Here is a 24,941-nt window from a genome sequence, read left to right as displayed (position 1 = left end):
ACGCTTTTTGTATCTTTTTACTATGTCATGAACGGCGTAGATTTGCCTCATCGCACGGCACATGCCGCACAAAAAGAGGAAAGACAATGAGCACTCGCGTTAACCACCATAAAGTTACACCTGCCCTCGCCAACGCGCTGTCTGCCCTGAGCATGGAGGTGGCAAAAACCTCCATCGACCCGGCGCTGAAGCACCTGATCGACATTCGCGTGTCGCAGCTGAACGGCTGTACGTTCTGTCTGGATATGCACTCTAAAGAGGCCAAAATCGCCGGGGAACGCGAGCTGCGCCTGTACCATCTTGCTGCCTGGCGCGAGTCCCCGCTGTTCAGCGCCCGCGAGAAAGCCGCGCTGGCCTTCACCGAAGCGCTGACCCAGATTGGCGTTCACGGGGTGAGCGACGCGCTGTACCGCAGCGTGGCGGAGCACTTCTCGGACGTGGAGATTTCAGAGCTGAACTTCGCCATCGTGGCGATCAACGCCTGGAACCGTCTGGGGATCACCTCCCGCATGGCGCCCGGCTCGCTGGACGCGGCTTACGGGCTGAATAAGGCTAACCTGGAATAATCCCGCGCTCGCGGATCATCGCCACCAGCGCCCGCAGTCCCGGCGGAACGTGGCGATGGCCAGGGTAATACAGGCGCAGCCCGGCAAAGGGCTGCGCCCAGTCGTTTAAAACGCTCACCAGCTCTCCACGCTCAAGCTCTTCCCGGATATACAGTTCCGGCAAAAATCCTACCCCTAATCCCGCCTTTACGGCGCGGATCGAGGCGAAAAGATCGGATGTCGCAAAGCGCGGCGGTACGGCAAGGGCGTACGTTTCCCCCCGACGCGCCAGCTCCCAGCGGTAGATCCCGCCGTGGGCCATGCGCATGCCGATCCCCTGATGTGAAAGCAGATCGTCCGGCGTCTGCGGAGTACCGTGACGGGCAAAATAGTCCGGCGTGGCGGTCACCAGCTGGCGGATCTCCCCGGTAAGCGGCACGGCGATCATGTCCTGCGGCACGGACTCCTCAAGGCGGATCCCCGCGTCGTAGCCTTCCGCGACGATGTCGATCATGCGCGCTTCGCTGACGGTTTCCACGCGCATCTTCGGATAGCGGATCATAAAGTCGATCAGCAGCTGGTCCAGAAACAGGGTGCCGATATGGTTCGGCACGTTCAGACGCAGCGTGCCGGCGGGTTCCCCGGTGTCGCTGTGGATCTCCTCGCTGGCGAGGCGGATCTCCTGCAGCGCCGGGCCAACACGCGCCACGTAGCGCTGTCCGGCGTCGGTGAGCGCCACGCTGCGGGTAGTGCGGTTAAAGAGGCGGGTATCAAGGCGGCTCTCCAGCCCGGCGATAGCGTTACTGACCGCCGTGGCGGACATGCCGAGCTCCTGCGCCGCGCCGCGAAAGCTGCCGCGCCGCACCACCGCCATAACCACTTCCAGCTCTGTCAGACCTGAACGATGCATAGATTATCCTGAAAATCGAAACAACCCTTGCAGCATAGCGTGGATTATCGCAACGGAGAAGCCGTGCCAGACTGTGCTCACACAGCCTGAGGAGGTTTATATGCACACTATCGAACAGATCTTTATTAACGGCGAATTTGTTACCCCGCACGGCACCGAACGGTTTGATTTATACAACCCGGCGACGGCGCAGGTCATCGGGCAGGTACGCCTGGCGGATGAGGTTGACGCAGCGCGCGCCGTTGCGGCGGCAAAAGCGGCGTTCCCCGCGTGGTCGCAGACGACAAAGCAGGAGCGCATTGCCGCGCTAAAACGTATGCACGCCGCCGTGGCCGCTCGTCACGACGATCTGCTGGAAGCGGTCATCGAAGAGTACGGCGCGCCCGCCTCGCGCTCGGCGTGGATGGCCAGCTATCCGGCGGAGGTGATTGCTCAGGCGATTGAGGCGCTGGAGGCGTTTGAATTCGTCACCCACGCGGGCGCAGCCACGGTGCAGATGACGCCGCTTGGCGTGGCCGGGCTGATTACGCCGTGGAACAGCGACGCAGGATTTATCTGCGGCAAGCTGGCGGCCGCGCTGGCCGCGGGGTGTACGGCGGTGATCAAGCCGAGCGAAATGAGCGCCCTGCAAACGCAGATTGTCACCGAAGCGCTGTGCGATGCGGCTCTGCCGCCGGGCGTGTTTAACATCGTCACCGGACGGGGTGAGACGGTCGGTGACACAATCAGCCGCCATCCGGACGTGGCAAAAATCTCGTTTACCGGTTCGACGCATACCGGCAAGGCGATCCTGCGCAACGCGGCGGAAAGCTTTAAGCGTGTGACGCTGGAGTTAGGCGGGAAATCGCCGACGATCCTGCTGGATGACGTGGATCTGGCGCAGGCGATCCCGCTGGTGATTCAGGCCGGGTTTATGAACAGCGGGCAGGCGTGCGTGGCCGGTACGCGCATTCTGGTGCCTTACTCGCGTAAGGCGGAGATCGAAACCGCGCTGGCGCAGGCCGTGGCGGCGGTGAACTCCGGCGATCCGCGCGATAAATCAACGGACGTCGGCCCGATGGTCAGCGCAAAGCAGTGGCAGCGGGTGCAGGGCTATATCCGCAAAGGTGTTGAAGAGGGGGCGCGCCTGCTGGCGGGCGGCGAGGGGCGGCCGGAAGGCACACAGGACGGCTGGTTTGTGCGCCCGACGCTGTTTGCCGACGTGAACAACCAAATGACGATTGCCCGCGACGAGATTTTTGGCCCAGTGCTGTGCGTAATTCCCTACCGTGACGAGGCGGAGGCGATTGCCATTGCCAACGACACGGACTACGGCCTGAGCGCGGTGGTGCTGGGCGGTGCGGACCGCGCGCGCCGCGTGGCGCAGCAGATTGTTTCCGGTCGCGTGCTGGTGAACACCCTGGCCCATGAACCGAAAGCGCCATTCGGCGGGTTTAAGCACTCCGGCGTGGGGCGCGAGATGGGCGAGTGGGGGATCCGGGCGTTTATGGAGCCGAGATCGGTTCTGGGCTAAAGCTTCGCTCTTTACCGAAGCATTGTGCTTTTCCATCCTGCATTCTCTCCTCAACATCACAGCGGAGAGACCATCATGATCGCAGTCCTTTTCGAAGCCAAAGCCGCGCCTGCCCATCAGGCGCGCTACCTCCAACTTGCCGCAGAGCTTAAGCCTTTGCTGGCCGACATCGACGGCTTTATCGATATCGAACGGTTCCAGAGCCTGACGACCGACGGCAAAATTCTTTCCCTTTCCTGGTGGCGGGATGAAGAGGCCGTCCGCCGCTGGAAGCAGAACGTTTTCCATCAGGCGGCGCAGGCCGAAGGGCGGGAGTCGATTTTCTCTTTCTACCGTATTCGCGTGGCGCAGCTGGTGCGGGAGTACAGTTCTGAAACGGGAGGGCGCGCGGATGTATGACGTTCACGTGATTTTCCGCGACGGGCCCGGCGAGCTGGCGCGCTTTGGACAGCTGTTGGGGCGCAACGGCGTAGGGCTTGAGGGTGGCGGCGTATTCGGTACCGATGCCCATTTCCTGGTGGAGGACGGGGAAAAAGCCCGCCGCGTGCTGGTGGAGGCCGGGTTTACCGTGCAGGCGGTGCGCAGGCCGGTTATCAGAAAGCTCAGGCAGGAACGCCCCGGAGAGTTGGGCGAGATCGCGGCGGCGCTGGCGGCACGCGGCGTGTCTGTTCTTACCCAGTACAGCGACCATGCGAATCACCTTATTCTGCTGACGGATGATGATAAGCTGGCCGCAGAGATCACCGAACCCTGGGCAGCACATGTTAAAGACAAGCTTACCGACTGATAACGGCGCGGCGCTGGAGCAGGCCATTGCGGCGGTGGCGGCGGCAATGGCCGATCCGTCGCGCGTGAAGATGCTGTGCGCGCTGATGGACGGGCGGGCGTGGACCGCTACCGAACTGAGCACCGCGGCAGACGTCGCCCCCTCGACCGCCAGCGGGCATCTCGCCCGGCTGGTGGAGGGAAAGTTGATTACCTGTCTGTCTCAGGGGCGGCACCGCTACTATCGTCTGGCGGGGCACGACGTGGCGGAGCTGATCGAACAGATGATGGGGCTCTCCTGGAGCCGCATTGCGCCGCCGGAAACCACCGCGCCGAAGGCCATGCGGGAGGCGCGCACCTGCTACGATCATCTGGCGGGCGCGGTGGCGGTAAAGATCTACGATTTCATGCAGGCGGAAGGCTGGCTGGAGGCAGACGGTTCAGCGCTCACGCTGTATGGCCGGGAGCAGTTTCTGAAGCTCGGCGTGTCGTTAAGCGCTCATCCGCGCCGCAAGGCCTGCTGCGCCTGTCTGGACTGGAGCGAGCGGCGGTTTCACCTCGGAGGCGAAGCTGGCGCGGCGCTGCTTATTCATCTGGAAAGCAAAGGGTGGATCCAGCGGGTGGCGGGGTATCGGGAGGTGGTGTTGACGGCTTCGGGAAAAAGTGCCGTCAGGAGGCATTTTAGCCGCTAAACTCCACTGCGGGCTGGTGCCCTCACCCCGACCCTCTCCCACAGGGAGAGGGAGACATCGTTTTCGCAATTCCTGCGCTTTCGCCTCTCGTTTCTTGATACTTACCCTGATAACTATTATCTTGACCGCGTGTGACGAGAGGTTTCCCCATGAGTGAAGAAGCGCTGTTTAGCCGCAGGCCGATGGGCATGCGGATGGCGATGATCGTGCGCCAGTGGCGTGCGGTGATCGATGATGCCATTCTCGATACCGGCTTAACCCAGTCGAGCTGGACGGTGATGATGCAGCTTCATCAGCTCGGGGATAACGTCTCAATGAGTGAGCTGGCGGAGGTGCAAGGTATTGAACTGCCGCCGCTGATGCGCACCCTGACACAGCTGGAAAAACAGGGTTACCTGCTGCGCACCACATCGCCTTATGACAAGCGCATCCGGCTTCTGACGCTGACGCCTGAGGGAAAAGCCATATTAAAAAGGCTCACTCAGGTGATTGAGACCTATCAGGCTCGCGTATCGCAACACATCGCGCCGGAGCATATCGAGATTTTCAGCGCCACGTTAAATCAAATCGCCTGCAATTTGCGGACAATCCGCGAAGAAGACAACAAGACCGAAAAATAATGACCCCTGAACAAAAATTTGCCCGCTGGGTAAGGGTGAGTATTGCCTCTTTCCTGCTGATGTTTATCTATTTTGTCGTCGCGGATATCTGGATCCCGCTGACGCCGGACTCCACCGTCATGCGCGTGGTAACCCCGGTTTCTCCGCGTGTCTCCGGCTACGTGGCGGCGGTACATGTCCACAACAACAGCCAGGTGAAGAAAGGCGATCTGCTGTTTGAGCTCGACGACACGCCGTTTCGCAATAAAGTGGAAGCGGCGCAAATCGCGCTGGAGCAGGCGCGTCTCTCTAACGAACAGCTGGACGCGCAGATCGCCGCCGCGCAGGCCAGCCTGAAAACCGCGGTGCTGACCGCGCGTAACGACAAGGTGACCTTCGAACGTTACCAGAAGCTGAGCACGTTACAGAACGTCTCGCAGGCGGATCTGGATAAGGTCCGCACCGCCTGGCAGAGCAGCGAGCAGTCCGTCAGCACGATTCAGGCCAACATCCGGAACCTGCGCATCCAGCGCGGCGAGCGCGAAGAACACCGCAACGTGACGCTGCAAAAATACCGCAACGCGCTGGATGAAGCAGAGCTGAACCTCGGCTGGACAAAGGTCTACGCCCAGGCGGACGGCACGGTCAGTAACCTGCAGTTAAGCCCCGGTTTTTACGCCTCATCCGGCTCCGCCGCGCTGGCGCTGGTAAACAACCAGACCGATATCGTGGCCGATTTCCGCGAGAAGAGCCTGCGCCATACCCGTCAGGGCACCGATGCCGCCGTAGTGTTTGACGCCTTCCCGGGGCAGGTGTTCCGCGCCCACGTGGCCAGCAGCGACGCGGGGATCCTCGCAGGCCAGGAGGCGGTTAACGGCCAGCTCTCCCAGCCGGAGACCTCTAACCGCTGGGTACGAGACGCCCAGCGCATGCGCATTCACGTCACGCTGGACGAGCCGCTGCCGAAGCCGCTGCCAACCGGCGCGCGGGCGACCGTGCAACTCTACAACAGCGAAGGGCCGTTTGCGCGCTTCTTCTCTGGAATGCAGATCCACCTGGTGAGCCTGCTTCACTATGTCTATTAATACGCTGGCGCGGGTCTTTACCCCGCACGGCAACATCGTCTACACGGCAAACGACTTTCGCCAGACCCTGCGCATCGTTTTTGCCGGGATGATTGCCCTGAGCATATCGAGCTTCTACAACACCAGCTACGGCGTGTTTTTCGTGGTCTATCCGATCATGCTCCTCTCGCTGGTGCCGGTGTTTAACCGCCACGTGGCGAAACAGTTTATCTTCAGCGCATCGCTGAACTGCGTCGAAATGGTGATTATCATCGGCTATCTTTCCCAATGGCCGGTCATCATGACGCTGGTGGTATTTGCCCTTTACGTGATGCGTTTTCGCTTTATGAGCAAAGGGCCGCTGTTCCTGTTCGGCTCGATGGGCGTTGTGTGCCAGAGCGTGATGCTCAACTTTATGAGCTACCCCACCACCAACTGGCACACGCTGCTGTTTTCCAACATTGAAGCGAGCGTGATGGCGGTGTGCCTGAGCGCGCTGATGAACTACCTGCTGCCGGACGTGGAGCCCCGCAAGCCGCCGCCGCTGATTGAGAAAGACGACGCCCGCGTGCGCCACGAGTCGCTGCTCTCCGGCAGCGTCGCGACGATGATTTTCGTGGTGTTTCAGATTAGCGACTTAAGCGATTCGCTCTCGGCGCTGATGGCAGGAATTCTGATCCTGTTCCCTATGCACTATCGCGGCGCGGTGATGAGCTCCATCTGGCGCGTGGTCGGGGTAGTGCTGGGCTGCCTCTACATTTTGGTTGTGCAGCTTATCCTCTACGATCACAGCAGCCATATGCTGCTGATGATGCCGCTGATTGGCCTCGGCCTGGCGTTTGGCGCGCGGCTGCACGTGATGGAGAAAGTGGGCGCGGGCGTGGGGTTTTCCAGCATCACGACCATCGGCATTATGTTCGGGCAGAACATCCACCCGGACAGCGACCTGGTGTTCAGCGATCTCTATCGCATCACCTCCGTGACCTTTTCGCTGGTGGCGACGCTGACGATGGTCTTTCTGGTGCATTTGATCCTGAACCGTTTCGCCGCCACGCGCTACGTCATTCAGGGCTGATAGCGTTTGCCGCCGCTGAAGCTCCAGTCCTCAGCGGCCGTAAACTGGATAACGACCATCACGTCTCCACCTTCAATGCCCATCTTCTCATTCAGTTGCGCAGCCAGCTGGTGGTAGAGGGCAGATTTCTGTTCAGTGCTCCTCGGCTTACCAGCAACGATATTAAACAGTATCGCCCCCTCCGTTCTGCCCGTGCTGAGATAGTGCCGATCAATGTATCGATCCCCGGCCGCGAAGCATTCAAAAAAATGGAATCTGTCCTGTGCGGGAACGGCGAAGGTTTCCGTTAGCGCCTGGTGCAGAATGTCCGAGATCTGCTTTTGCTGCATCTCGCTATAGCGGTCACCCGTCATGATACGAACAAACGGCATTACTGTTTCTCCTCTGCAAGGCTGCTCAGCGCGCTGACGGCGGCCGGCCAGCCTGCGTAAAACGCCAGATGGGTAAACGCTTCGGCTATTTCGTCGTCCGTCACGCCGTTTTGCCGGGCGAAGCCGATATGCCAGGGAAGCTGCGCGGTGCGCCCCAGGGTAGCCAGCGCGGCAAGCGTGATCAGACTGCGATCCCGCGGGGCTAACTGCGGACGCTGCCAGATATCGCCAAAAAGTACCTGCTGGCTCAGTTCCGCCAGCTTAGGGGAAACCTGCGCAAGCGTGTCGCGATTCAGTGTTGTGCTCATTTTTATTCCTCCTGTCGTCTGGAAATCACTCTCGCAGGCTGCCACCATAAATAAAATCGCAATGTTCAGGACTGAATGTCCTGAAAATGAGGATGATATGGATAAACGCTTTTCAGCATTAGACCTGGACGCGCTGCGCAGCTTTGTGGAGGGGATCCAGTCCGCCAGTTTTGCCGAGGCGGCGGACAGACTGTGTCGGTCCACCTCTGCGGTCAGTGCCCAGTTAAAAAAGCTGGAGCAGCAGTGTGGCGTGGCTCTGACCGTTAAGCAGGGGCGTACGCTGGCACTGACCCGAGAGGGTGAAATTCTGCTGAGCTACGCCCGACGCATGCTGGTATTAAATGATGAAGCGCTCCGGGCTATCAGAGGTGAGTTGCTTCAGGGCGAGGTGCGGCTGGGTATGCAGGAGGACTTTGGCGAGTCCGTGATGCCGAAGGTCCTCGGCGATTTTCACAGACAACACCCTGAGCTTCGCATGACGGCACGTGTCGATCGCAACCCGCCGCTGCTGCGCGGCGTGGCGGCGAATGAACTCGATCTGGCGCTGGTCTGGCAGGAAGGTCGAGAAGGCGACTACGTGCGAAGCGAACCGCTGGCATGGATTTGCCGGTCCCGCGAGGATATTGAGGTCCTTCTGCAGCGAGGTGAGCCGCTGCCGCTGGTGATGTTTGACGCGCCCTGCCTCCTGCGAAGCCGGGCCATCGCGACACTGGATGCCGCAGGTATTCCCTGGCGTATCGCTTATACCAGCTATAGCCTGAGCGGGCTGTGGGCGGGAGTTAGCGCGGGGCTGGGTATTACGCTCCGCACGCGTATTGGTCTGCCCGAGACGTTACGGATCGACAGCCACCTGCTGCCAGATGCAGGAGAGCTGGGTATCGCCCTGCATCAGGGGAGCGCCTCCCCCGATGCAGCTATTACCAGCATGAAGGCGCTGATCCTCAGGACGCTGAATGGATAAGCGTTGGGACTTGCGAGAGTAAGAACAGGATTAGGCCTATCGTCCCGCCCACCAGCGTGCCGTTGACGCGGATGAACTGCAGGTCTTTGCCGATGTTCAGCTCAATCTGGCGGGACATGTCTTTGGCGTCCCAGCTTTTGACCGTGTCGCTGATGTGGCGGGTCAGGAACGCGGCGAAATCCGGCGCGACGCGGTGCGCGGCCTGCTCCAGATGCTCGTTCAGCGACGCGCGCAGGCTGGCGTCGTTTGTTAGCGTTTCGCCAAACCACAGTCCGGCGTTGGCGATGCGCTGCTTCACGCGCGAGTCCTCGCTCTGCATATCCGCCTTCAGCCACTGGCGCAGGTCAGCCCACATCTCGCCCAGATAGCGGTTAAACGCCTCATCGTTTTTCAGGTAGTGCTTGATGTTGTCGGCTTTCGCCGCCATTTCCGGATCGTTTTTCAGGTTGTCGATAAGCTTCAGCGTGGCGCGGTCGAACGCCTGGCGGATCTGGTGCGTGCGGTCGTGGCTGATATCGTCCAGCAGCGTGTTCACCGCGTTCGACACCATCTCCGCGCTTTGATCGCCCAGCCACTCAGTGGGGAGCACCATCGCCTTGCGCGGGTGTTCGGTTTTCAGCCAGTGGACAATCTGATCGGCAATAAACTCCCGCGTGCTTTCCCGCTGAATCAGGGTAATCAGGCGGTTGATGATGGCGTCCAGCAGTACCTGATGGCGGTTGTTTTTGGTCATGCTCTCCAGCATGACGGCGCTGGTTTCGGTGAAATCCACCTTATCGATGGCCTTATGCACCGCCCGTTTAAGCAGGCGCTGAATACGTCCGTCATCGGTCAGCTCGAGAAAACCGCTCATCACCTGCATCAGATGCAGCCCGACGCGCTGGGCGTTGTCGGGCTTGCTGAACCAGGCGCCAATCATCTGCGCTGGCTCATAGCGGCGGATCAGCGCCACAAGCGACTGAGTATCAAGAAACTTCTCCTGCACGAACTGGCCAAGATTGTCGCCGATTCGGTCCTTATTGCGCGGAATAATCGCCGTATGGCGTGAGATAAACGGAATGGGAACCCGGCGGAACAGCGCGACGACGGCAAACCAGTCCGCTAGCGCGCCGACCATCGCCGCCTCGGCAATGGCTTTGACGCCGCGCACCCAGAAGGTCTGCGGCAGGAAGAGAGTGGTGACAAAGGCCGCGGCGGCAATCAGCAGCAGCGACAGCGCCAGCAGCTTGGCGCGTTTGAGTTCAGCGATTTTTTCCATGGGTTAAGGATAGAGGGAAGCGGGGGAAAAGTGCAAAAATCGCCACAGCACCCACCCGCCAAACCCCATCAGCACCACGCCCGCCGTGCGCTCAATCCACCACAGCGAACGGCTAAGCTTCTGTTGCACCGCCGATAGCCCCATCATCGACACCAGCGCCAGATCCCACGCCAGCACCATCATCACCATCCAGACGCCGCAGGTCGCCTGCTGAAGCAGCGTGACGTCCGGCCCGAGTAACGCCGTCATCAGCGCCAGGTAGAACAGCGCATTTTTTGGATTTAACAGCGCCGATCCCAGCCCCAGTAGGAGCTGCTTCATCAGAGAAGGGCACCGCTGTCGGGTTTCTGCAAGCGCCAGTGCCTGCGGTTGGCTGCGCACCAGATGCGAGCCGATCCACAGCAGGTACAGCGCCCCGCAAAGCTCTATCAGCGTAAACAGCCACGCAAACTGCCGCAGCGCGTTCCAGCCGATAATCACCAGAACAATATAGAGCGCGTTACCCGCGGCGATGCCGACGCACAGCCCGGCGCTGCCGCGCAGCCGATAGCGCGCCGCGTAGCCCACAAGCAGGAAAAAATCCGGACCCGGGCTCAACAGCGCAACAAAATGCGCCAGCGCCAGAGCGAGAAAAGCGGAAGGGAAGAACAGTTCCATAGCGACCTCAGTTAACCATCTGAGGACAGGCTACGGCGCTGCAGAACCTATTTATTGTCTGATATTGATCGGCCTGTGGCGTACTGGCGCGGCGTGGCGGCGGTATAGCTGACGAAGGTCTTATGAAAATGGCTCTGGTCGGCAAAGCCGCTCTGGTAGCCGACGTCGGCGATGTCGTCCCCGGCACGTAGCCGCGCTTTGGCGAACTCCACGCGGGAGATGTTGAGGAAGCTGCCCGGCGTCAGGCCGGTGTCCTGCCGGAAGGTGCGGATCAGCGTCTCCTTGCGCAGCGAGAAGCGTTGGGCAAGTTCGTCGAGAGAGGGCGGGCTGGTGAGATTGGAAAGAAACGCCTCCTGAACCTGCTGGCTGGTTGGCCGAAGCGCGTCTGCGTTATCCGCGCAGCGGGGAAGGGCAGAAAGTAGCGCCTCCACGGACGCTGGAGACATTGTCTTAACGACGTCCAGGTAATGGGCAAACAGGGCAGGGTTACGAATCACCTGTAGCGCCAGAGGAAGATCGGTGTCGATATAGAGCATATGGTAGCTGCGCGGCTGCCCGTCGACGGGGTTGCAGCTGTGCGGCACATAAGCTGGGATCGCAATGAGGTCCCCGGGATGAAGAATGTACTCTTGGTCATGGCACACGCAGCAGGTCTGGCCTTCCATAATCGCGCCGATAGAGAGTTGAGGGTGACAGTGGCGTTTGTACGCCCGCGTGCTTTGCCAGGTGCTGCGCAGCTCAAGACCCCTGGCGCGGTGAAAAGTCTGGCGAACGTATCGGGTATCGGTCATGGAAACTCCTTCTGGACGTTTTTTATACCACGTCAGCGAACCGTCCGGCACTGCTTAACTCAGAACCTTCCGGATATACCCAACTTTACGTCCACAGCCAGTCATGTTGACTACCCTTAATACCCTAAGCGGTAAAACATGGAGATTCGATATGGCTTATCAGACAGTAAATCCTGCCACTAACCAGCTCATCAAAGAATACCCCTCACATACCGACGCGGATATCGAAGCGGCGCTGAAGGCGGCCGATGCGCTTTACCATTCGGATTGGGCGAAAGGCGACATCAGCCAGCGCCTGCCGGTGCTGCATAAGCTTGCCGACCTGATCGACGAGCGCGTGGAGGATCTGGCCAAAATCGCCAGCCAGGAGATGGGTAAGCTCATCGAACAGAGCCGCGGCGAGGTGAAGCTTTGCGCGCAGATCGCCCGCTACTACGCCGACAACGCGAAGCAGTTCCTCGCCCCGGTGAAGTACGACTCTGAACTTGGGGAAGCGTGGGTGGAGCATCACCCCATCGGCGTACTGATGGCCGTCGAGCCGTGGAACTTCCCGTACTACCAGCTGATGCGCGTCCTGGCACCAAACCTGGCGGCGGGTAACCCCGTTATCGCCAAGCATGCCAGCATCGTGCCGCACTGCGCCGAGACCTTTGCGCATCTGGTGCGCGAGGCGGGCGCGCCGGAAGGGGCGTGGACGAACCTGTTTATCTCGTCCGAACAGGTGGCGAATATCATCGCAGACGATCGCGTGCAGGGCGCAGCGCTAACCGGCTCCGAAAAGGCGGGCAGCGTGGTGGCCGCGCAGGCGGCGAAGCACATTAAGAAATCGACCCTCGAACTGGGCGGTAACGACGTCTTCGTGGTGCTGGACGACGCGGACCTGGATAAAGCGGTTAAGATTGGCGTGAATGCGCGGCTCAACAACGCCGGGCAGGTCTGTACCGCGGCGAAGCGCTTTATCCTGCATGAAAAGATTGCGGATGCCTTCCTCAGCAAATTTACCGAGGCGTTTAAGCAGGTGAAGATTGGCGATCCGCTGGACGAGAGCACCACGCTGGGGCCGCTCTCTTCCAAAGATGCGCTGGAAACGCTGACCAAACAGGTTAACGAGGCGGTGAAAAACGGTGCCACGCTGCACTATGGCGGCAAGCCGGTGCAGCGCGACGGGAGCTTCTTCGAACCGACGATCCTGACGAATATATCGCGTGAGAACCCGGCGTACTTCGAAGAGTTCTTCGGCCCGGTCGCGCAGATGTACGTGGTGAAAAACGACGACGAGGCGGTCGCGCTGGCGAACGATTCCCACTACGGCCTGGGCGGGGCGGTGTTCAGCCAGGACATCGAGCGCGCGAAGAAAATGGCGTCGCGGATCGAGACCGGGATGGTGTACATCAACTGGCTCACCGATACCGCAGCAGAGCTGCCGTTCGGCGGCGTGAAGCGTTCCGGCTACGGACGCGAGCTGTCGGATCTGGGGATCAAAGAGTTTGTGAACCAGAAGCTGGTGGTGGTGCGTAAGTAAGAGGTAATAAAAAAACCTGCCGGTTGGCAGGTTTTTTCAGTTGATTACTGTACTTCGATCTTGTCCCAGCCGCTTTTGAACATGCAGCTGTCGACTAACGTATCCCGGCGATATTCATTCGCGTCTTCAACCGTGTAGCTCGTGGAAATATCCTTTTTCTTGTTCTTTTTGTCCGTTTTTTCCGAGCTCGAACCGGTCACTACGTTATCCGGAGGCAGATCGATCAGGGCCTGCGCTTCGCATTCCGTGAGCTTTTTATTCATCTCAGCGTCGCTCACGCCCGGTTTTACCCATTTGTACTGGACGCAGCCGGTGAGCATCAGCGTGAGGCTCAGAACGCAAAGCGCGGTAATGCGGTGTTTCATCAGAAGCTAACTCCACCGCCGACATATGCGCCATCAATCAGGGTGTGGTTTGGACGACCATCTTTACCGTCAACGCTCACGTGGCGGTAGCCCACTTTCAGCGTAACCGGTTTGATTGGGGTCCAGCTTACGCCGCCGTTAGCTTCAACGTAGTTTTTCACGCTGTTGTTCAGGCCTTCTGGTGCCGCATAGCCTTCGCCATAGACGTGGATGCTGTCGGTCAGCGCAACGTTTACGCCGCCGCCAATCGGGAAGGCCACGCCGTTATCGCCTTTTTTCGGACCGATGTAGATGGCTTTTGCGCCCGCATTCAGCATCACCGGGCCCACTTCCAGGTTGTAGCCTGCGCCCACGCCACCGGTCTGGGTACCGTCGTCGGTGTTTTTCAGCCAGTTACTTTCGAGATAAACACCGGATGAGGATTTGCCCATTTCCAGGTTGAGGTTGGTAAAGTTTTTACCCTGCTCAATGCTGCCGCCCATTGCCAGTGCGGAACCCGAAATGGCGGTCAGTGCAGAAAGAAGAAGAATGTTCAGTTTTTTCATGTTTCGTGCCTCATCATCAAATTAATCTGGGGGCACCTTAACAAGCGATGTTTATGACTGCAAATGTGATGCAAATCGACTTTTCATGCTGTAATTGTTAATTCTTTTATCTTTATTTGTAACGCTTAAGTTGGGTTGTCGGTGTGTCAACGCGCAAATTTCAGGTGTTGAGGAACAGTTTAATTTTTTGACTAAACGAAATCTGAACGAGGCAGGGATAGTGATTTGATATGCATTAATTGCGCTTCTAATAATTTCCAATTCCATTTCTAAAATCACATAAAAAAACAAATTTTTACATTTTTATGGTCATTATTCGTTCAGATGTCCGGCCACGTTTCCTTTCCATGTCATTTTTCTGACACGTTTGTTCATTACGTTGTGGGCTTCACTTTCCGGATGCTAACAATATGAAAAGAAAAATCATTCCTGTGCTTATCGGCTGTACGCTCTCTTTCTCTGGCCTGGCGGCGCAGCCCACGGCTGAGCGCTATGTTGTCAGCTTCCCTGACGGCTCACACGTGAAATACAGCGGCGCCTTTGCCGGTGCGTTTCCGAATGGACTCCCGGTAGGGATTGGCTCCGGCCTGCTGTTTACGGGCAAGCAGGGCGATGCTCTGACCTTCGCGACCGTAACCGATCGCGGTCCTAACGCCGATGCGCCCAAAATGGGTAAAAACGAAGCCAAAATTTTTGTCACGCCGGATTTCGCGCCGCAGCTGATGACCATCCGCGTTCAGAACGGCAAAGCGGAGGCAACGGATGCCCGCCCGCTGCATGATGATAAAGGCGAGATTAACGGCCTGCCGCTGCAAAGCGGCGTGATTGGAGCCACCAATGAGGTGGCGTTCAGCGATACCCTCAAAATTCTGAAGGGTGACAACCGCGGGCTGGACACGGAAGGCATCACCCCGGACGGCAAGGGCGGTTTCTGGCTGTGCGACGAGTATGGCCCGTTCCTGATTAACGTCGACAGCAAAGGAAAAATTCTGGCGATCCACGGGCCGCAGGCGGCGGAAGGGGAAAAATCCATCGCGGGCGGTCTGCCAAACGTTATTAAATGGCGCCAGCCGAACCGGGGCTTTGAAGGCCTGACCCGGATGCCGGACGGGCGGATTATCGCCGCCGTGCAAAGCACGCTGGATATCGACGGTAAGAGCAAAAAGCAGGCGCTGTTTACGCGTCTGGTCAGCTTCGACCCGGCGACCGGGAAAACGGCGATGTACGGCTACCCCATCGACAGCGCGGCCTACAGCAAAAACAGCGACGCCAAAATCGGCGACATCGTGGCGCTGGACGACCAGCACATCCTGCTGATTGAACAGGGTGAGGATAAAAATGACGCGATGCGTAACCTTATCTACAAGGTGGATCTCAGCAAGGCGAGCGACCTGACCGCTTTCGACAAGCCGGGCGAGTACCCGGAGTTTGATGATGAGAAAACCCTGGCGCAGCGCGGCATTACCCTTGCTGCAAAAACGCAGGTCGTCGATCTGCGCGCGCTGGGCTGGAAGCAGGAGAAGGCCGAAGGGCTGGCGCTGATCGACGGCAAACGGATTGCGGTGGCGAACGATAACGACTTTGGCGTAAAGGTGGCGATGCAGCATCCGGTTGAGGGCAAAAAGCTCAAGGATTATCGGGTGAACGAGGAAGGCAAGCTGACGCTGGATGATAAACCGGTGGAAACCACGCTCAGCGTGAAGCCGCTGAAGAAGCCGGAGTCAGAGAGCGAGCTGTGGATTGTGACGCTGCCGGAAGCGTTGAAATAATTTTACCCCTCATCCTAACCCTCTCCCCAAAGGGGAGAGGGGAAGCAAGGCGGTTATTTCTTCAGACCTGCAAACGCTGCTCGGATTTCTTCTTCCGGCAGCTGGATACCAATAAACACCATCACGCTGTGCGGCGCTTCATCGCCCCACGGGCGGTCCCAGTCGGCGCTGTACAGGCGCTGTACGCCCTGAAACAGCAGGCGGTTCGGCTCGCCGTCGATCCACAGCATGCCTTTGTAGCGCAGCAGCTTGTCGGCAAACGACAGCAGCAGGTTTTCCATTACCCGGGAGACCTCGCTGATGTCCACCGGGTAGTCCAGCTCCACCACAATCGACGCCACGTCGTTTTGCTTGTCTCCCATAAAGTGGAAGCGCGGTTTCGTGGTGACGTTCTCCTCCAGCATAAAGCCGTTGGTGTTAAACAGCTGGGATAGATCGATATCGCCATGCGTCACCGTATAAATCGGCGCGCGCGAGTTGATGCGCGTCAGGCGCTCGCGGAGTTTTTCGCTGTCGCCTGCCACGTCGGTTTTGGTCAGCAGGATGCGGTCGGCGTAGCCAACCTGGGACTGGGCGATGGTGAACAGGTTCATCTGCTCGTCGGCGTGCACCGCGTCTACCAGGGCAATCACCCCGTCCAGCAGGTAGCGCTGGCAAAGAATATCGTGCGAGAAAAAGGTCTGAATAATCGGGCCGGGGTCGGCCATGCCGGTGCACTCGATCACCAGACGGTCGAAGCCGATGTCACCGCGATCGCGGCTGTCGAGCAGGTCCAGCAGGGCGTCTTCCAGCTCGTTAGAGCGGGTGCAGCAGATGCAGCCGTTGGTCAGGGTTTTGATTTGCGTGGCGCGGTCTCCGATTAATTGATCGTCAACGGAGACTTCGCCAAATTCGTTTTCGATGACGGCGATTTTGAAGCCGTGCTGCTCGTTCAGGATGTGGCGCAGCAGGGTGGTTTTACCGGCGCCGAGGAAACCGGTCAGCAGGGTAACGGCAATCGGGGTCATGGTCTCTCCTTTAGCAGCAGCGGACGCCGCCTTCTCCACTTCCGCCGTAGCGCGCTTCCTGACGCTCGCGGAAGAATTCGGTGTAGGTCATATACGGCTTATCCGGATGGTTGGTCTTCATATGCTCAACGTAGTTGTCATAGTCCGGAATGCCAATCAGCATCTTCGCCGCCTGACCGAGGTATTTTTTTGCTTCGCCTAAGTTACCAAACATTGAGAGTTCCAGATAGAAGAAGCCCGGAGGTGCGCAGCGATCCGGGCCTACAGTGACAGGCTTAATTAATGGTGTGAAGAGGTCTTCACGCCGCCTTCCGGCACCGGCACGTACGGGGTCTCTTTATCCGTACGGCCTTCGGTGTTGCGCACTTTCATCCAGGTTTTGATGCCGTAGAAGATAATGCTGTACACCACCACCAGGAACAGAATGCTCAGACCCGCGTTGGTGTAGTTGTTCACCACGATATGGTTCATGTTGGCAATCTGCTGCGCGGTCAGATCCGCGCCGCCTGCGGCAATCTTCTCTTTGTACTGGTTAGCCATGAAGAAGAAGCCTTCCAGCTGCGGGTTGGTGCTGAACAGCTTCAGGCCCAGCGCCCAGGTGGTGCAGAGCAGCAGCCACAGCGCAGGAACCACGGTCACCCAGATGTATTTGGTGCGCTTCATCTTCACGAGGACGACGGTACCGAGCACCAGGGCAACGGCTGCCAGCATCTGGTTAGAGATACCGAACAGAGGCCACAGGCTCTTCACGCCGCCGAGCGGGTCGACAACGCCCTGATACAGCAGGTAGCCCCACAGGCCTACGCACCCGGCAGTACCCAGAACACCCGCTACCAGAGAGTCGGTTTTCTTCAGGAACGGCACGAAGTTGCCCAGCAGATCCTGCAGCATGAAGCGGCCCGCACGGGTACCGGCATCCAGCGCGGTGAGGATGAACAGCGCTTCGAACAGAATACCGAAGTGGTACCAGAAGCCCATGTCCGCCCACGGCAGCACTTTGTGGAACACGTGTGCGATACCCACGGCCAGCGTCGGCGCGCCACCTGCGCGGTTCAGCACGGACGGTTCGCCAATGTCCTTCGCGGTCTGCATGATCTGCTCAGGCGAGATCACGAAGCCCCAGGAGCTGACGGTCGCCGCCGCGTGTGCGCTGGCCTCTTTCAGCTGCGCCATGATCAGCGCGGTATTTTCCCCGCCCATCTCATGCAGGTTTGGCATGGTGATGCCCAGACCCGCCGGTGGAGTGTTCATCGCGAAGTACAGGCCTGGCTCGATAATCGACGCCGCTACCAGCGCCATGATCGCCACGAAGGACTCCATCAGCATCGCGCCGTAACCGATAAAGCGCGCGTCGGTTTCGTTAGCCATCAGCTTCGGCGTGGTGCCGGAGGCGATCAGCGCGTGGAAGCCTGAAACGGCGCCGCAGGCGATGGTGATAAACAGGAACGGGAACAGGGCCCCTTTCCACAGCGGACCGGTGCCGTCAATGTACTGGGTCACCGCCGGCATTTTCAGCTCAGGGTTGATGATGACAATCCCGATCGCCAGCCCGACGATGACACCGATTTTCAGGAAGGTCGCCAGGTAGTCGCGCGGAGCGAGAATCAGCCACACCGGCAGCAGGGCGGAAACGAACGCGTAACCGATCAGCGCGAAGGTGATGGTGGTGTCCTTGAAGGTCAGCGCCGGGCCCCAGTACGGGTCGTGCGCAATCACGCCACCGAAGTAGATGGAGGCGACCAGCAGCACGATACCAATGACCGACACTTCACCCACGCGGCCTGGGCGCAGGAAGCGCATATAGATGCCCATGAACAGCGCAATCGGTACGGTAGAGCAGACGGTGAAGACGCCCCACGGACTTTCGGCCAGCGCTTTCACCACGATCAGCGCCAGCACCGCGAGGATGATGATCATTATCAGGAAGCAGCCGAAGAGGGCGATAGTACCCGGCACGCGGCCCATCTCTTCTTTGATCATCTCACCCAGCGACGAGCCGTTACGGCGCGAGGAGATAAACAGCACCATAAAGTCCTGCACCGCCCCCGCCAGCACCACGCCCGCCAGCAGCCAGAGCGTACCCGGCAGGTAGCCCATTTGCGCGGCCAGTACCGGGCCAACCAGCGGGCCAGCGCCTGCAATGGCGGCAAAGTGGTGACCAAACAGCACGTAGCGGTTGGTTGGCACGTAGTTCAGGCCGTCATTGTTAATGACCGCCGGGGTGGCGCGCGTCGGGTCGAGCTTCATGACCTTCTGCGCGATGTACAAGCTGTAGTAGCGATAGGCCACAAGGTAGACGGAGACCGACGCGACCACGATCCACAGGGCGCTGACGTGTTCGCCCCGGCGTAATGCGACAACCGCCAGACAAAAAGCGCCGAGGATCCCGAGTAAGGCCCAGGGCACGTGCTTAAGTAGTTTTTTAGTATCCATAGTAAGACCTGGTTTTTTATGTAAAGAAAAAAGGGTCAGGGTTCGTTGTGAGGAGGTATTGATTAATGCTGGAGCGATCGTGCCAGATCCGCGCGCGCGTAAAGGACGGTAAATGAGTGAGTGGTTGAAAGTGATGGGTGAGCGGTCAAAGGACGCGGCGAGTGGTTCAGGCTCGCCGCTGGTCGGGGAAATTATGTGATTGAGATCACGTGGTTTTCCGGGCTGCGCTCCATCGACAGGTAGCTTTCCAGCGTCTTGATGAGTTTCTCCTTCAGCCAGCTTGGCTCCAGGATCTGAATATTCGGCAGCCAGTAGAACAGCAGCGGCAGGATCTGGTTTTCGTGTGCCGCCTGGCAGCGCAGCGTGACGCCGCCGCGCCGCTCCTCCAGCAGCTCCTGTTCCGGCAGGAGATCGCGACGCAGGAAGTAATGTGAAATATTATCCTTAATGAATATTTTCACGGTGAAAGTAGTTTCGGACACCCACGGGTCGAGGCTTTTTTCCAGCAGTTCCCGAACATTTTCATCAGGAGTAAAAAAGGTTTTTTGAACATCAAACCAGCTAATCTGGCTTAATGAAAAGGATTTCAACCGGCTATTTTCGGTAGCTTGTAAATACCATATATTTTTTTTGTTAATGAGTTTATAGGGATTAATCAGACGGGTTTTACCCTTATAAACGATCTGACAGACATTATGGTTCTTAATCGATTTCTCGATTTTCGCTAAATGGCGGCGGATATCACGCTGCACCGTGTGCTCTGCGTCATTACCGAGGATAAGAATATGGTTTTCGTCGACGCGTGCCTCCAGCTTTTGCCAGAAGTCCGTATTTCTTTCAGGGAAAAAGTTATCGGCATTCAGGAAGTTAGCCAGAGCATGATGTAATCCCTGCCCGCCGGGAGATTGGGCGGAGTGGATCAGTCGATATAGCCCGTTACCGGTATGTTCAACAATGGGCGAGAGCGCATTTAAATCCCGGTAGACGGTACGCTCGGTAATTTTAAATTTCTCCATTAGCGCACTGCGGTTTACCACCCCGTGTAAATGTAGCTCAAGGAGAATATCGACCAGACGTTCAGCCGAGCGGCTCCGCGTCGTTTTAGCCATAAGGTCTTCCTGTATATTGGGTATGCGCTGAACAATGCAAAAGCACTGACCGGAGATGTCAGTATTCAGGCACAGAAAATTTCTCTTATGGATATATAACGGCGTGATTTAGCGGAAACCTTAGGAATTTTTGTAGAAAGCGGCGCTGGCCCGAAAAAAGGCCAGCGCGAGGGGGATCACACGACGGCTTCCATCTCCATCATCACCGGGTGGAAACGGCGCTTAAAGTAGATCAGGCCGTGTCCCGCGTCACTCAGGATGATGTTTTTCACTTCGACAAGATAAACCAGATGCGTGCCGATGGTTTGCACCTGGGAAATCTCGCCTTCCAGGCTCGCCAGCGCGCCTTTCAGCACCGGCTGCCCCAGCGGGCCTTTCTGCCAGCAGGAGAGGGCAAAGCGCTCCTCCATTGCCATCCCGGTCATCCCGGCGAAGTGGCGGGCCATGATCTCCTGCTCGTGGTTCAGCACGTTGACGCACAGCCTGCCGTTGCCCTGAAAGACCGGGTTCATGGCGCTGTTGGCGTTAATGCAGACCATGACCGACGGTGGGGTATCCGTCACCGAGCAGACGGCGGTGGCGGTAATGCCGCAGCGTCCGGCGTCGCCCTCGGTGGTGACCACATTGACCGCCGCCGACAGGCTGCTCATTGCGTCGCGAAAACGCAGGCGTTGTTCATCTGAATGCATTGTAACCTCCCGCTGCGCTATTTCAGCAGCTTGTCGAGCATGTTGATATCGCTGTTGTTGTGCAGGTGCGGCACGGTCCAGCCGTGCTGGTCGTACTCGGACATGCAGCGGTCGACCATTGCCATCATCTTGTCCATATTCCCGGAGCTTTGCGCCTGACGCAGGCATTGCAGGCGGATCTCATCCTGGCTGCCGGAGTAGTTGATTTCGTACAACTCGTGACGACCCCCAAACTCGCTGCCGATGGCGTCCCACATCAGTTTCAAAATCTTGATGCGTTCGACGTGATCCATTCCGTTGGAGCCGCGCACGTACTTCGCCAGATACTGGTCGATCTGCGGGTTGTTCAGGTCCCGCGCGCTGGACGGCAGATAAATCAGCCCGGAGGTCACGTTACGTTCGATGATATTCTTGATCTTCGCGTAGGCCATCGGGGCCATCACGCGGTAGGTTTGCAGCGCCGCGTGGTCCGGCAGGTACGCGCCGTTCACCCACGGCGTCGCTTCTGAGCACATGGAGTCGCTCAGCGCCCAGAACATATTGCGCCAGGCCACCACTTCGCCGAGATCTGCCTGCACGCCGCGGAACTCCAGGGTACCGGTGCACTCCAGGGATTTCTTCAGCAGGGCGGTGATGAAGTCGAGCTTCACCGCCAGACGCACGCAGGCCTGAAGCGGGTACATGCGGGCGAAGCCGCCCTCCATCGTCCAGCGACGGCAGCGGTCGAAATCGCGGTAGATCAGCACGTTTTCCCACGGGATCAGCACGTTATCCATCACCAGGATTGCGTCGTTCTCGTCGAAGCGGCTGGAGAGCGGGTAGTCGTACGGGGAGCCGGTTGCGCCTGCCACCATCTCGTACGAGGCGCGGGAGATCAGCTTCACCCCTTCGGCATCCATCGGCGCGACGAACATCAGTGCAAAGTCCGGGTTTTCGCCCATCACCTGCGCGGAGCCAAAACCGATCATGTTGTAGTGGGTCAACGCCGAGTTGGTTGCGACGACTTTCGCACCGCTGACGATAATCCCGGCATCGGTCTCTTTCTCCAGCTTGATGTAGACGTCCTTCACCTCGTCCGCCGGCTTGTGGCGATCGATCGGCGGGTTGACGATGGCGTGGTTAAAGTACAGGCCGGTTTCCTGAATGCGGGTGTACCAGTTGCGGGCGTTCTGCTCGAACTGGCCGTAGAAGGCCGGGTTCGCTCCCAGCGCGCAGCCGAACGCCGCTTTGTAGTCCGGCGTGCGGCCCATCCAGCCGTAGCTCAGGCGCGACCACTCGGCGATGGCGTCGCGCTGCTGGCGCAGGTCGTCGGCGCTTTTCGCCACGCGGAAAAATTTGTGGGTGTAGCCGCCGCTGCCGGTGTCGGTGCCCCAGCACAGCGTGTCCTGCATGTCCGGCTTGTGCAGGGCGTCGTACATCTGGGCGATGGACGCCGCCGCATTGCGAAATGCCGGGTGGGTAGTGACGTCCTTAACGCGCTCGCCGTAGATATAAATCTCACGGCCATCTTGCAGGCTTTTTAAATACTCTTCGCCGGTTAACGGACGTTTGGCATCAGCGCGGAAATCTTCAGGCTTCATAGGGACCTCGTATCGGAAGAAGGTTGTTAAATTTATGTTTTGTTTTTGTTGTTTAATTGAAGCGTGAGAGGGGCGGAACGTGAAGGGACGATTGGGACAACGGCGGGTACTTTTCGGGCGGGATTGGGATTTGTGATCTGTGCGGGTTTTTGGCGGGTGGCGCTGCGCTTACCCGCCCTACATACCGCGATGCGTTCAGGAAACCGGTACTTTCTGCGCCCGATACGCGCTGGGCGAGCAACCCGTCAGGCGATTGAAAAACCGGGCGAAATAGGCCGGATCTTTAAATCCCAGCTGCCAGGCAATCTCGCTGACCGCGCTGTCGGAAAACAGCAGCAGGCGCCTGGCCTCGCGCAGCTGCCGGTCGAAGATCAGCCGTTTCGGCGAGCGGTTGGCGAAGCGGCGGCAGATGTCCGTCAGGCGGGATTCGGTGAGGTGCAGTTCGCTGGCGTATTCCGGCACCGTCCAGTGCTGGTGGTAATGGGTGTCGATCAGCTGGGTAAAGCGCTGGAACAGCTTCAGCTCGCCGCGCATCCCGCTGGCCGCGTGGTCGTCGAGCTTCGCGTTGCGCAGCAGCAGGGTAAATACCGCCTGCGCCAGCAGGACCAGCGTATGCTCACGGCCCGGCAGCTGCGCCGTGGATTCCCGGGCGATGAGCTGCCAGTAGTGCTTCAGCGCCGTCAGCTCGTCAGGCTTGTCGGCAAGCGACAGACAGATCCCCGGCAGGCCGAACGCTTCCCGCGTGCCGGGGTAGAGCACCTCCAGCAGCGGCCAGATGAGATCCTCGCGCACCGTCAGCACGTGCCCGTCGCTGTCGGATTCGGTGATAAACGCGTGCGGCACCGACGGCGGCGTCAGCACAAACAGCGGCGCCTGCACCGAATAGCGGTGGTCGTCGAGCTGGAGCTCAATCTGCCCGGTGTCGAGAAAGTGCATCTGAAAATACTGGTCGTGGCGGTGCGCCTGCATGTCGCGGCCAAAAAAGGCCGCCATGCGGGCGAACGACTGATAGTGCACGTCGTCGGTGCCCAGGCTTTCGTCGTACTCCTTGCTGATATCAATGTTGGCGATAGGGCTCTGGCACATGATCGTTCCTCTGTTGAACCCGCTGCGTCATCGGGATGCGCGTCAGCACCAGCGCGCCGACCACCAGCAGACCCGCCACGAACCACAGCCCGGAGCTGAAGCTGCCGGTCGCGTCGCGCAGGATCCCAATCAGCAGCGGGCTGACGGCGGATCCGACGTTACCGATGGCGTTGATCACCGCCAGCGCCACCGCGCGTGACTGCAGGCTAATAACCCGATCCGGCGTGGTCCAGAATATCGCCATGGCGGTAAACGATCCGGTTGAGGCCATGATGATGCCAAGCAGCTGGATCAGGCTGTGATCGGTCGCTGAGGCCAGCATCCATCCCGCCGCTGCAAACAGGTACGGCAGGATGGTGTGCTTTTTTCGCTCTTTCAGCCTGTCGGAGCGGCGACTCCACCAGATCATCCCGAGGATGGTACAAAACTGCGGGATCGCCGCCAGCAGGCCAATCACGATATTACTGCTGCCGGTGTTGAAGCTTTGCAGGATCTGCGGCGTCCAGATGTTGATTGCGCTCAGCGTATTGGTCAGGCAGAAGTAGGCCAGCGTGTAGAGCAGCACGGCGGGCGTAAGCACCTCGCGCAGCGTCGAGCGCGGCGTGACGGATTGGGCGATGGCGACCTCCTGCTCGCGCGCGATCATCGTTTTCAGCGCCTGCTTTTCGTCTTCATCCAGCCAGGTGGCCTGATCCGGCGTGTCGTTGAGGTAAAACCAGGTCACCACGCCGAGCACCACCGATGGCAATCCCTCCAGCAGAAACAGCCACTGCCAGCCCTTCAGGTTCCACAGCCCGTCCATCGCCAGAATATACCCGGAGAGGATCGAGCCGAGCATCATGGTCACCGGCATGGCGATCATAAACAGCGCGTTGGCGCGGGCGCGGTGATAGGCCGGAAACCACCAGGTGAGATAGACCAAAATCCCCGGCAGGAAACCGGCTTCCGCAATGCCCACCAGCATGCGCAGGACGTAAAGCGTTTCGGGGCTGGTAGCGAACATGGTGCAGGTGGAGGCAATGCCCCACACCACCATGATCCCGGCGATCCAGCGGCGTGCGCCGACCTTCGCCAGCATGATGTTGCTGGGGATCCCGCACAGCACGTAGGTGACGTAAAACAGCGTCGCGGCCAGGCCAAACATGGTCGACGTGAGGCCCAGATCTTTGCCCATCGTCAGCCCGGCAAAGCCGATGTTGATGCGATCGAGAAACGAGAAAACAAACAGGATAAAGAGAAACACGATCAAACGACGGAACAGCTTATTCATTGCGCGATGTTCTACATCTTTATTATGCAGGGTTGAGGTCGTCATGTTGCGCTCCAC

Annotated in this window: 27 protein-coding genes; 11 read left to right on the top strand and 16 right to left on the bottom strand. The window is 58.9% G+C overall.

The window, feature by feature from the left end; genetic code table 11:
* The first annotated feature begins 86 nt into the window (after nt 1-86).
* Nucleotides 87-566: a carboxymuconolactone decarboxylase family protein gene (locus A6013_RS12185; RefSeq protein WP_014882392.1), complete on the top strand. Its 480-nt coding sequence runs from the start codon at nt 87-89 to the stop codon at nt 564-566.
* On the opposite strand, the gene A6013_RS12180 is transcribed toward A6013_RS12185, so the two are convergent.
* Nucleotides 553-1,455 carry a LysR family transcriptional regulator gene (locus A6013_RS12180; protein WP_028015376.1) on the bottom strand — a complete coding sequence of 301 codons (903 nt, stop codon included), beginning with the start codon at nt 1,453-1,455 and terminating at the stop codon, nt 553-555. The two genes, A6013_RS12185 and A6013_RS12180, sit on opposite strands and share 14 nt — an antisense overlap.
* Nucleotides 1,456-1,555: 100 nt before the next feature.
* Between A6013_RS12180 and A6013_RS12175 the strand changes: the two genes are divergently transcribed.
* The 7 genes from A6013_RS12175 to A6013_RS12145 all read left to right on the top strand — a co-directional run bounded on the left by A6013_RS12175 (nt 1,556) and on the right by A6013_RS12145 (nt 7,163).
* Nucleotides 1,556-2,968, top strand: a complete 1,413-nt coding sequence (locus tag A6013_RS12175) for an aldehyde dehydrogenase family protein (protein WP_069733136.1) — start codon at nt 1,556-1,558, stop codon at nt 2,966-2,968.
* A 75-nt stretch (nt 2,969-3,043) separates the two neighbouring features.
* Nucleotides 3,044-3,367, top strand: coding sequence for an antibiotic biosynthesis monooxygenase (locus A6013_RS12170; protein WP_028015378.1), 324 nt, complete (start codon nt 3,044-3,046; stop codon nt 3,365-3,367).
* Nucleotides 3,360-3,755, top strand: coding sequence for a hypothetical protein (locus A6013_RS12165; protein WP_063438171.1), 396 nt, complete (start codon nt 3,360-3,362; stop codon nt 3,753-3,755). The genes A6013_RS12170 and A6013_RS12165 overlap by 8 nt, the downstream gene beginning before the upstream one ends.
* Nucleotides 3,730-4,425, top strand: coding sequence for a helix-turn-helix transcriptional regulator (locus tag A6013_RS12160; protein WP_069733135.1), 696 nt, complete (start codon nt 3,730-3,732; stop codon nt 4,423-4,425). The genes A6013_RS12165 and A6013_RS12160 overlap by 26 nt, the downstream gene beginning before the upstream one ends.
* 149 nt (nt 4,426-4,574) lie before the next feature.
* Complete coding sequence (locus A6013_RS12155; RefSeq protein WP_028015381.1) at nt 4,575-5,045, top strand: MarR family winged helix-turn-helix transcriptional regulator; 471 nt, start codon at nt 4,575-4,577, stop codon at nt 5,043-5,045.
* The gene (locus A6013_RS12150; protein ID WP_028015382.1) at nt 5,042-6,109 is read left to right on the top strand and encodes an HlyD family secretion protein; all 1,068 of its coding nucleotides are present in this window, start codon (nt 5,042-5,044) and stop codon (nt 6,107-6,109) included. The genes A6013_RS12155 and A6013_RS12150 overlap by 4 nt, the downstream gene beginning before the upstream one ends.
* Nucleotides 6,099-7,163, top strand: coding sequence for a DUF2955 domain-containing protein (locus A6013_RS12145; protein WP_069733134.1), 1,065 nt, complete (start codon nt 6,099-6,101; stop codon nt 7,161-7,163). Before A6013_RS12150 ends, A6013_RS12145 begins: the two co-directional genes overlap by 11 nt.
* Here A6013_RS12145 and A6013_RS12140 read toward each other — a convergent pair.
* Nucleotides 7,154-7,534: a tautomerase family protein gene (locus tag A6013_RS12140; RefSeq protein ID WP_069733133.1), complete on the bottom strand. Its 381-nt coding sequence runs from the start codon at nt 7,532-7,534 to the stop codon at nt 7,154-7,156. The two genes, A6013_RS12145 and A6013_RS12140, sit on opposite strands and share 10 nt — an antisense overlap.
* Entirely contained in the window at nt 7,534-7,842 is a 309-nt protein-coding gene (locus A6013_RS12135; RefSeq protein ID WP_069733132.1) for a carboxymuconolactone decarboxylase family protein, read from the bottom strand. The genes A6013_RS12140 and A6013_RS12135 overlap by 1 nt, the downstream gene beginning before the upstream one ends.
* A 97-nt stretch (nt 7,843-7,939) precedes the next feature.
* Here A6013_RS12135 and A6013_RS12130 point away from each other — a divergent pair, with 97 nt between their 5' ends.
* Nucleotides 7,940-8,803, top strand: coding sequence for a LysR substrate-binding domain-containing protein (locus tag A6013_RS12130; RefSeq protein WP_069733131.1), 864 nt, complete (start codon nt 7,940-7,942; stop codon nt 8,801-8,803).
* Here the strand turns inward: A6013_RS12130 and A6013_RS12125 are convergent.
* The 3 genes from A6013_RS12125 to A6013_RS12115 are packed head-to-tail and all read right to left on the bottom strand — an operon-like array spanning nt 8,784 to nt 11,509.
* Entirely contained in the window at nt 8,784-10,061 is a 1,278-nt protein-coding gene (locus A6013_RS12125; RefSeq protein WP_028015387.1) for a DUF445 domain-containing protein, read from the bottom strand. The genes A6013_RS12130 and A6013_RS12125 overlap by 20 nt on opposite strands.
* 3 nt (nt 10,062-10,064) lie before the next feature.
* On the bottom strand, nt 10,065-10,718 hold the full coding sequence (locus A6013_RS12120; protein WP_069733130.1) for a LysE family translocator: 654 nt from the start codon (nt 10,716-10,718) through the stop codon (nt 10,065-10,067).
* Nucleotides 10,719-10,765: 47 nt separating this feature from the next.
* The gene (locus A6013_RS12115) at nt 10,766-11,509 is read right to left on the bottom strand and encodes an AraC family transcriptional regulator (protein WP_069733129.1); all 744 of its coding nucleotides are present in this window, start codon (nt 11,507-11,509) and stop codon (nt 10,766-10,768) included.
* Between the two features lie 151 nt (nt 11,510-11,660).
* Between A6013_RS12115 and A6013_RS12110 the strand changes: the two genes are divergently transcribed.
* Nucleotides 11,661-13,031, top strand: coding sequence for an NAD-dependent succinate-semialdehyde dehydrogenase (locus A6013_RS12110; protein WP_069733128.1), 1,371 nt, complete (start codon nt 11,661-11,663; stop codon nt 13,029-13,031).
* Nucleotides 13,032-13,075: 44 nt separating this feature from the next.
* Here A6013_RS12110 and A6013_RS12105 read toward each other — a convergent pair whose 3' ends face one another.
* Together A6013_RS12105 and A6013_RS12100 are read right to left on the bottom strand one after the other, a co-directional pair.
* A complete protein-coding gene (locus A6013_RS12105; RefSeq protein WP_028015390.1) occupies nt 13,076-13,396 on the bottom strand; it encodes a hypothetical protein in 321 nt (106 codons plus the stop codon).
* Entirely contained in the window at nt 13,396-13,941 is a 546-nt protein-coding gene (locus A6013_RS12100) for a YfaZ family outer membrane protein (RefSeq protein WP_028015391.1), read from the bottom strand. The genes A6013_RS12105 and A6013_RS12100 overlap by 1 nt, the downstream gene beginning before the upstream one ends.
* 410 nt (nt 13,942-14,351) lie before the next feature.
* On the opposite strand from A6013_RS12100, the gene A6013_RS12095 reads away from it, so the two are divergent.
* Nucleotides 14,352-15,710, top strand: coding sequence for an esterase-like activity of phytase family protein (locus A6013_RS12095; protein ID WP_069733127.1), 1,359 nt, complete (start codon nt 14,352-14,354; stop codon nt 15,708-15,710).
* A gap of 53 nt (nt 15,711-15,763) precedes the next feature.
* Here A6013_RS12095 and yjiA read toward each other — a convergent pair whose 3' ends face one another.
* The 8 genes from yjiA to hpaX form a co-directional block, all read right to left on the bottom strand.
* Nucleotides 15,764-16,717 carry a GTPase gene (gene yjiA / locus A6013_RS12090; protein ID WP_069733126.1) on the bottom strand — a complete coding sequence of 318 codons (954 nt, stop codon included), beginning with the start codon at nt 16,715-16,717 and terminating at the stop codon, nt 15,764-15,766.
* Between the two features lie 10 nt (nt 16,718-16,727).
* On the bottom strand, nt 16,728-16,931 hold the full coding sequence (locus A6013_RS12085; protein WP_003856610.1) for a YbdD/YjiX family protein: 204 nt from the start codon (nt 16,929-16,931) through the stop codon (nt 16,728-16,730).
* A 65-nt stretch (nt 16,932-16,996) separates the two neighbouring features.
* Nucleotides 16,997-19,150, bottom strand: coding sequence for a carbon starvation CstA family protein (locus tag A6013_RS12080; RefSeq protein ID WP_028015394.1), 2,154 nt, complete (start codon nt 19,148-19,150; stop codon nt 16,997-16,999).
* A gap of 191 nt (nt 19,151-19,341) precedes the next feature.
* The gene (locus tag A6013_RS12075; protein ID WP_048957191.1) at nt 19,342-20,259 is read right to left on the bottom strand and encodes a YafY family protein; all 918 of its coding nucleotides are present in this window, start codon (nt 20,257-20,259) and stop codon (nt 19,342-19,344) included.
* A gap of 176 nt (nt 20,260-20,435) precedes the next feature.
* Nucleotides 20,436-20,948 carry a 4-hydroxyphenylacetate 3-monooxygenase reductase subunit gene (locus tag A6013_RS12070; RefSeq protein WP_069733125.1) on the bottom strand — a complete coding sequence of 171 codons (513 nt, stop codon included), beginning with the start codon at nt 20,946-20,948 and terminating at the stop codon, nt 20,436-20,438.
* 17 nt (nt 20,949-20,965) lie between these two features.
* Complete coding sequence (gene hpaB, locus A6013_RS12065; protein ID WP_028015397.1) at nt 20,966-22,528, bottom strand: 4-hydroxyphenylacetate 3-monooxygenase, oxygenase component; 1,563 nt, start codon at nt 22,526-22,528, stop codon at nt 20,966-20,968.
* Nucleotides 22,529-22,723: 195 nt separating this feature from the next.
* On the bottom strand, nt 22,724-23,614 hold the full coding sequence (gene hpaA / locus A6013_RS12060) for a 4-hydroxyphenylacetate catabolism regulatory protein HpaA (protein ID WP_028015398.1): 891 nt from the start codon (nt 23,612-23,614) through the stop codon (nt 22,724-22,726).
* The gene (gene hpaX, locus A6013_RS12055; RefSeq protein WP_069733124.1) at nt 23,586-24,929 is read right to left on the bottom strand and encodes a 4-hydroxyphenylacetate permease; all 1,344 of its coding nucleotides are present in this window, start codon (nt 24,927-24,929) and stop codon (nt 23,586-23,588) included. Before hpaX ends, hpaA begins: the two co-directional genes overlap by 29 nt.
* Nucleotides 24,930-24,941 lie beyond the last annotated feature (12 nt).

The organism is Enterobacter sp. IF2SW-B1 (assembly GCF_001743375.1).
In the GTDB taxonomy this organism is placed as follows: Bacteria; Pseudomonadota; Gammaproteobacteria; order Enterobacterales; family Enterobacteriaceae; genus Enterobacter; species Enterobacter bugandensis.
This window is presented reverse-complemented; position numbering and strand designations above follow the sequence as displayed.

What these genes read in the sequence shown, in the direction of transcription:
- A6013_RS12185 (WP_014882392.1), top strand. Translation starts at nt 87, where the DNA reads ATGAGCACTCGCGTTAACCACCATAAAGTTACACCTGCCCTCGCCAAC.
- hpaB (WP_028015397.1), bottom strand. Translation starts at nt 22,528, where the DNA reads ATGAAGCCTGAAGATTTCCGCGCTGATGCCAAACGTCCGTTAACCGGC.
- A6013_RS12080 (WP_028015394.1), bottom strand. Translation starts at nt 19,150, where the DNA reads ATGGATACTAAAAAACTACTTAAGCACGTGCCCTGGGCCTTACTCGGG.
- A6013_RS12085 (WP_003856610.1), bottom strand. Translation starts at nt 16,931, where the DNA reads ATGTTTGGTAACTTAGGCGAAGCAAAAAAATACCTCGGTCAGGCGGCG.
- A6013_RS12100 (WP_028015391.1), bottom strand. Translation starts at nt 13,941, where the DNA reads ATGAAAAAACTGAACATTCTTCTTCTTTCTGCACTGACCGCCATTTCG.
- A6013_RS12070 (WP_069733125.1), bottom strand. Translation starts at nt 20,948, where the DNA reads ATGCATTCAGATGAACAACGCCTGCGTTTTCGCGACGCAATGAGCAGC.
- hpaX (WP_069733124.1), bottom strand. Translation starts at nt 24,929, where the DNA reads ATGACGACCTCAACCCTGCATAATAAAGATGTAGAACATCGCGCAATG.
- A6013_RS12180 (WP_028015376.1), bottom strand. Translation starts at nt 1,455, where the DNA reads ATGCATCGTTCAGGTCTGACAGAGCTGGAAGTGGTTATGGCGGTGGTG.
- A6013_RS12120 (WP_069733130.1), bottom strand. Translation starts at nt 10,718, where the DNA reads ATGGAACTGTTCTTCCCTTCCGCTTTTCTCGCTCTGGCGCTGGCGCAT.
- A6013_RS12135 (WP_069733132.1), bottom strand. Translation starts at nt 7,842, where the DNA reads ATGAGCACAACACTGAATCGCGACACGCTTGCGCAGGTTTCCCCTAAG.
- A6013_RS12155 (WP_028015381.1), top strand. Translation starts at nt 4,575, where the DNA reads ATGAGTGAAGAAGCGCTGTTTAGCCGCAGGCCGATGGGCATGCGGATG.
- A6013_RS12095 (WP_069733127.1), top strand. Translation starts at nt 14,352, where the DNA reads ATGAAAAGAAAAATCATTCCTGTGCTTATCGGCTGTACGCTCTCTTTC.
- A6013_RS12130 (WP_069733131.1), top strand. Translation starts at nt 7,940, where the DNA reads ATGGATAAACGCTTTTCAGCATTAGACCTGGACGCGCTGCGCAGCTTT.
- A6013_RS12170 (WP_028015378.1), top strand. Translation starts at nt 3,044, where the DNA reads ATGATCGCAGTCCTTTTCGAAGCCAAAGCCGCGCCTGCCCATCAGGCG.
- A6013_RS12145 (WP_069733134.1), top strand. Translation starts at nt 6,099, where the DNA reads ATGTCTATTAATACGCTGGCGCGGGTCTTTACCCCGCACGGCAACATC.
- A6013_RS12125 (WP_028015387.1), bottom strand. Translation starts at nt 10,061, where the DNA reads ATGGAAAAAATCGCTGAACTCAAACGCGCCAAGCTGCTGGCGCTGTCG.
- A6013_RS12105 (WP_028015390.1), bottom strand. Translation starts at nt 13,396, where the DNA reads ATGAAACACCGCATTACCGCGCTTTGCGTTCTGAGCCTCACGCTGATG.
- A6013_RS12175 (WP_069733136.1), top strand. Translation starts at nt 1,556, where the DNA reads ATGCACACTATCGAACAGATCTTTATTAACGGCGAATTTGTTACCCCG.
- hpaA (WP_028015398.1), bottom strand. Translation starts at nt 23,614, where the DNA reads ATGTGCCAGAGCCCTATCGCCAACATTGATATCAGCAAGGAGTACGAC.
- A6013_RS12110 (WP_069733128.1), top strand. Translation starts at nt 11,661, where the DNA reads ATGGCTTATCAGACAGTAAATCCTGCCACTAACCAGCTCATCAAAGAA.
- A6013_RS12160 (WP_069733135.1), top strand. Translation starts at nt 3,730, where the DNA reads ATGTTAAAGACAAGCTTACCGACTGATAACGGCGCGGCGCTGGAGCAG.
- yjiA (WP_069733126.1), bottom strand. Translation starts at nt 16,717, where the DNA reads ATGACCCCGATTGCCGTTACCCTGCTGACCGGTTTCCTCGGCGCCGGT.
- A6013_RS12115 (WP_069733129.1), bottom strand. Translation starts at nt 11,509, where the DNA reads ATGACCGATACCCGATACGTTCGCCAGACTTTTCACCGCGCCAGGGGT.
- A6013_RS12165 (WP_063438171.1), top strand. Translation starts at nt 3,360, where the DNA reads ATGTATGACGTTCACGTGATTTTCCGCGACGGGCCCGGCGAGCTGGCG.
- A6013_RS12075 (WP_048957191.1), bottom strand. Translation starts at nt 20,259, where the DNA reads ATGGCTAAAACGACGCGGAGCCGCTCGGCTGAACGTCTGGTCGATATT.
- A6013_RS12140 (WP_069733133.1), bottom strand. Translation starts at nt 7,534, where the DNA reads ATGCCGTTTGTTCGTATCATGACGGGTGACCGCTATAGCGAGATGCAG.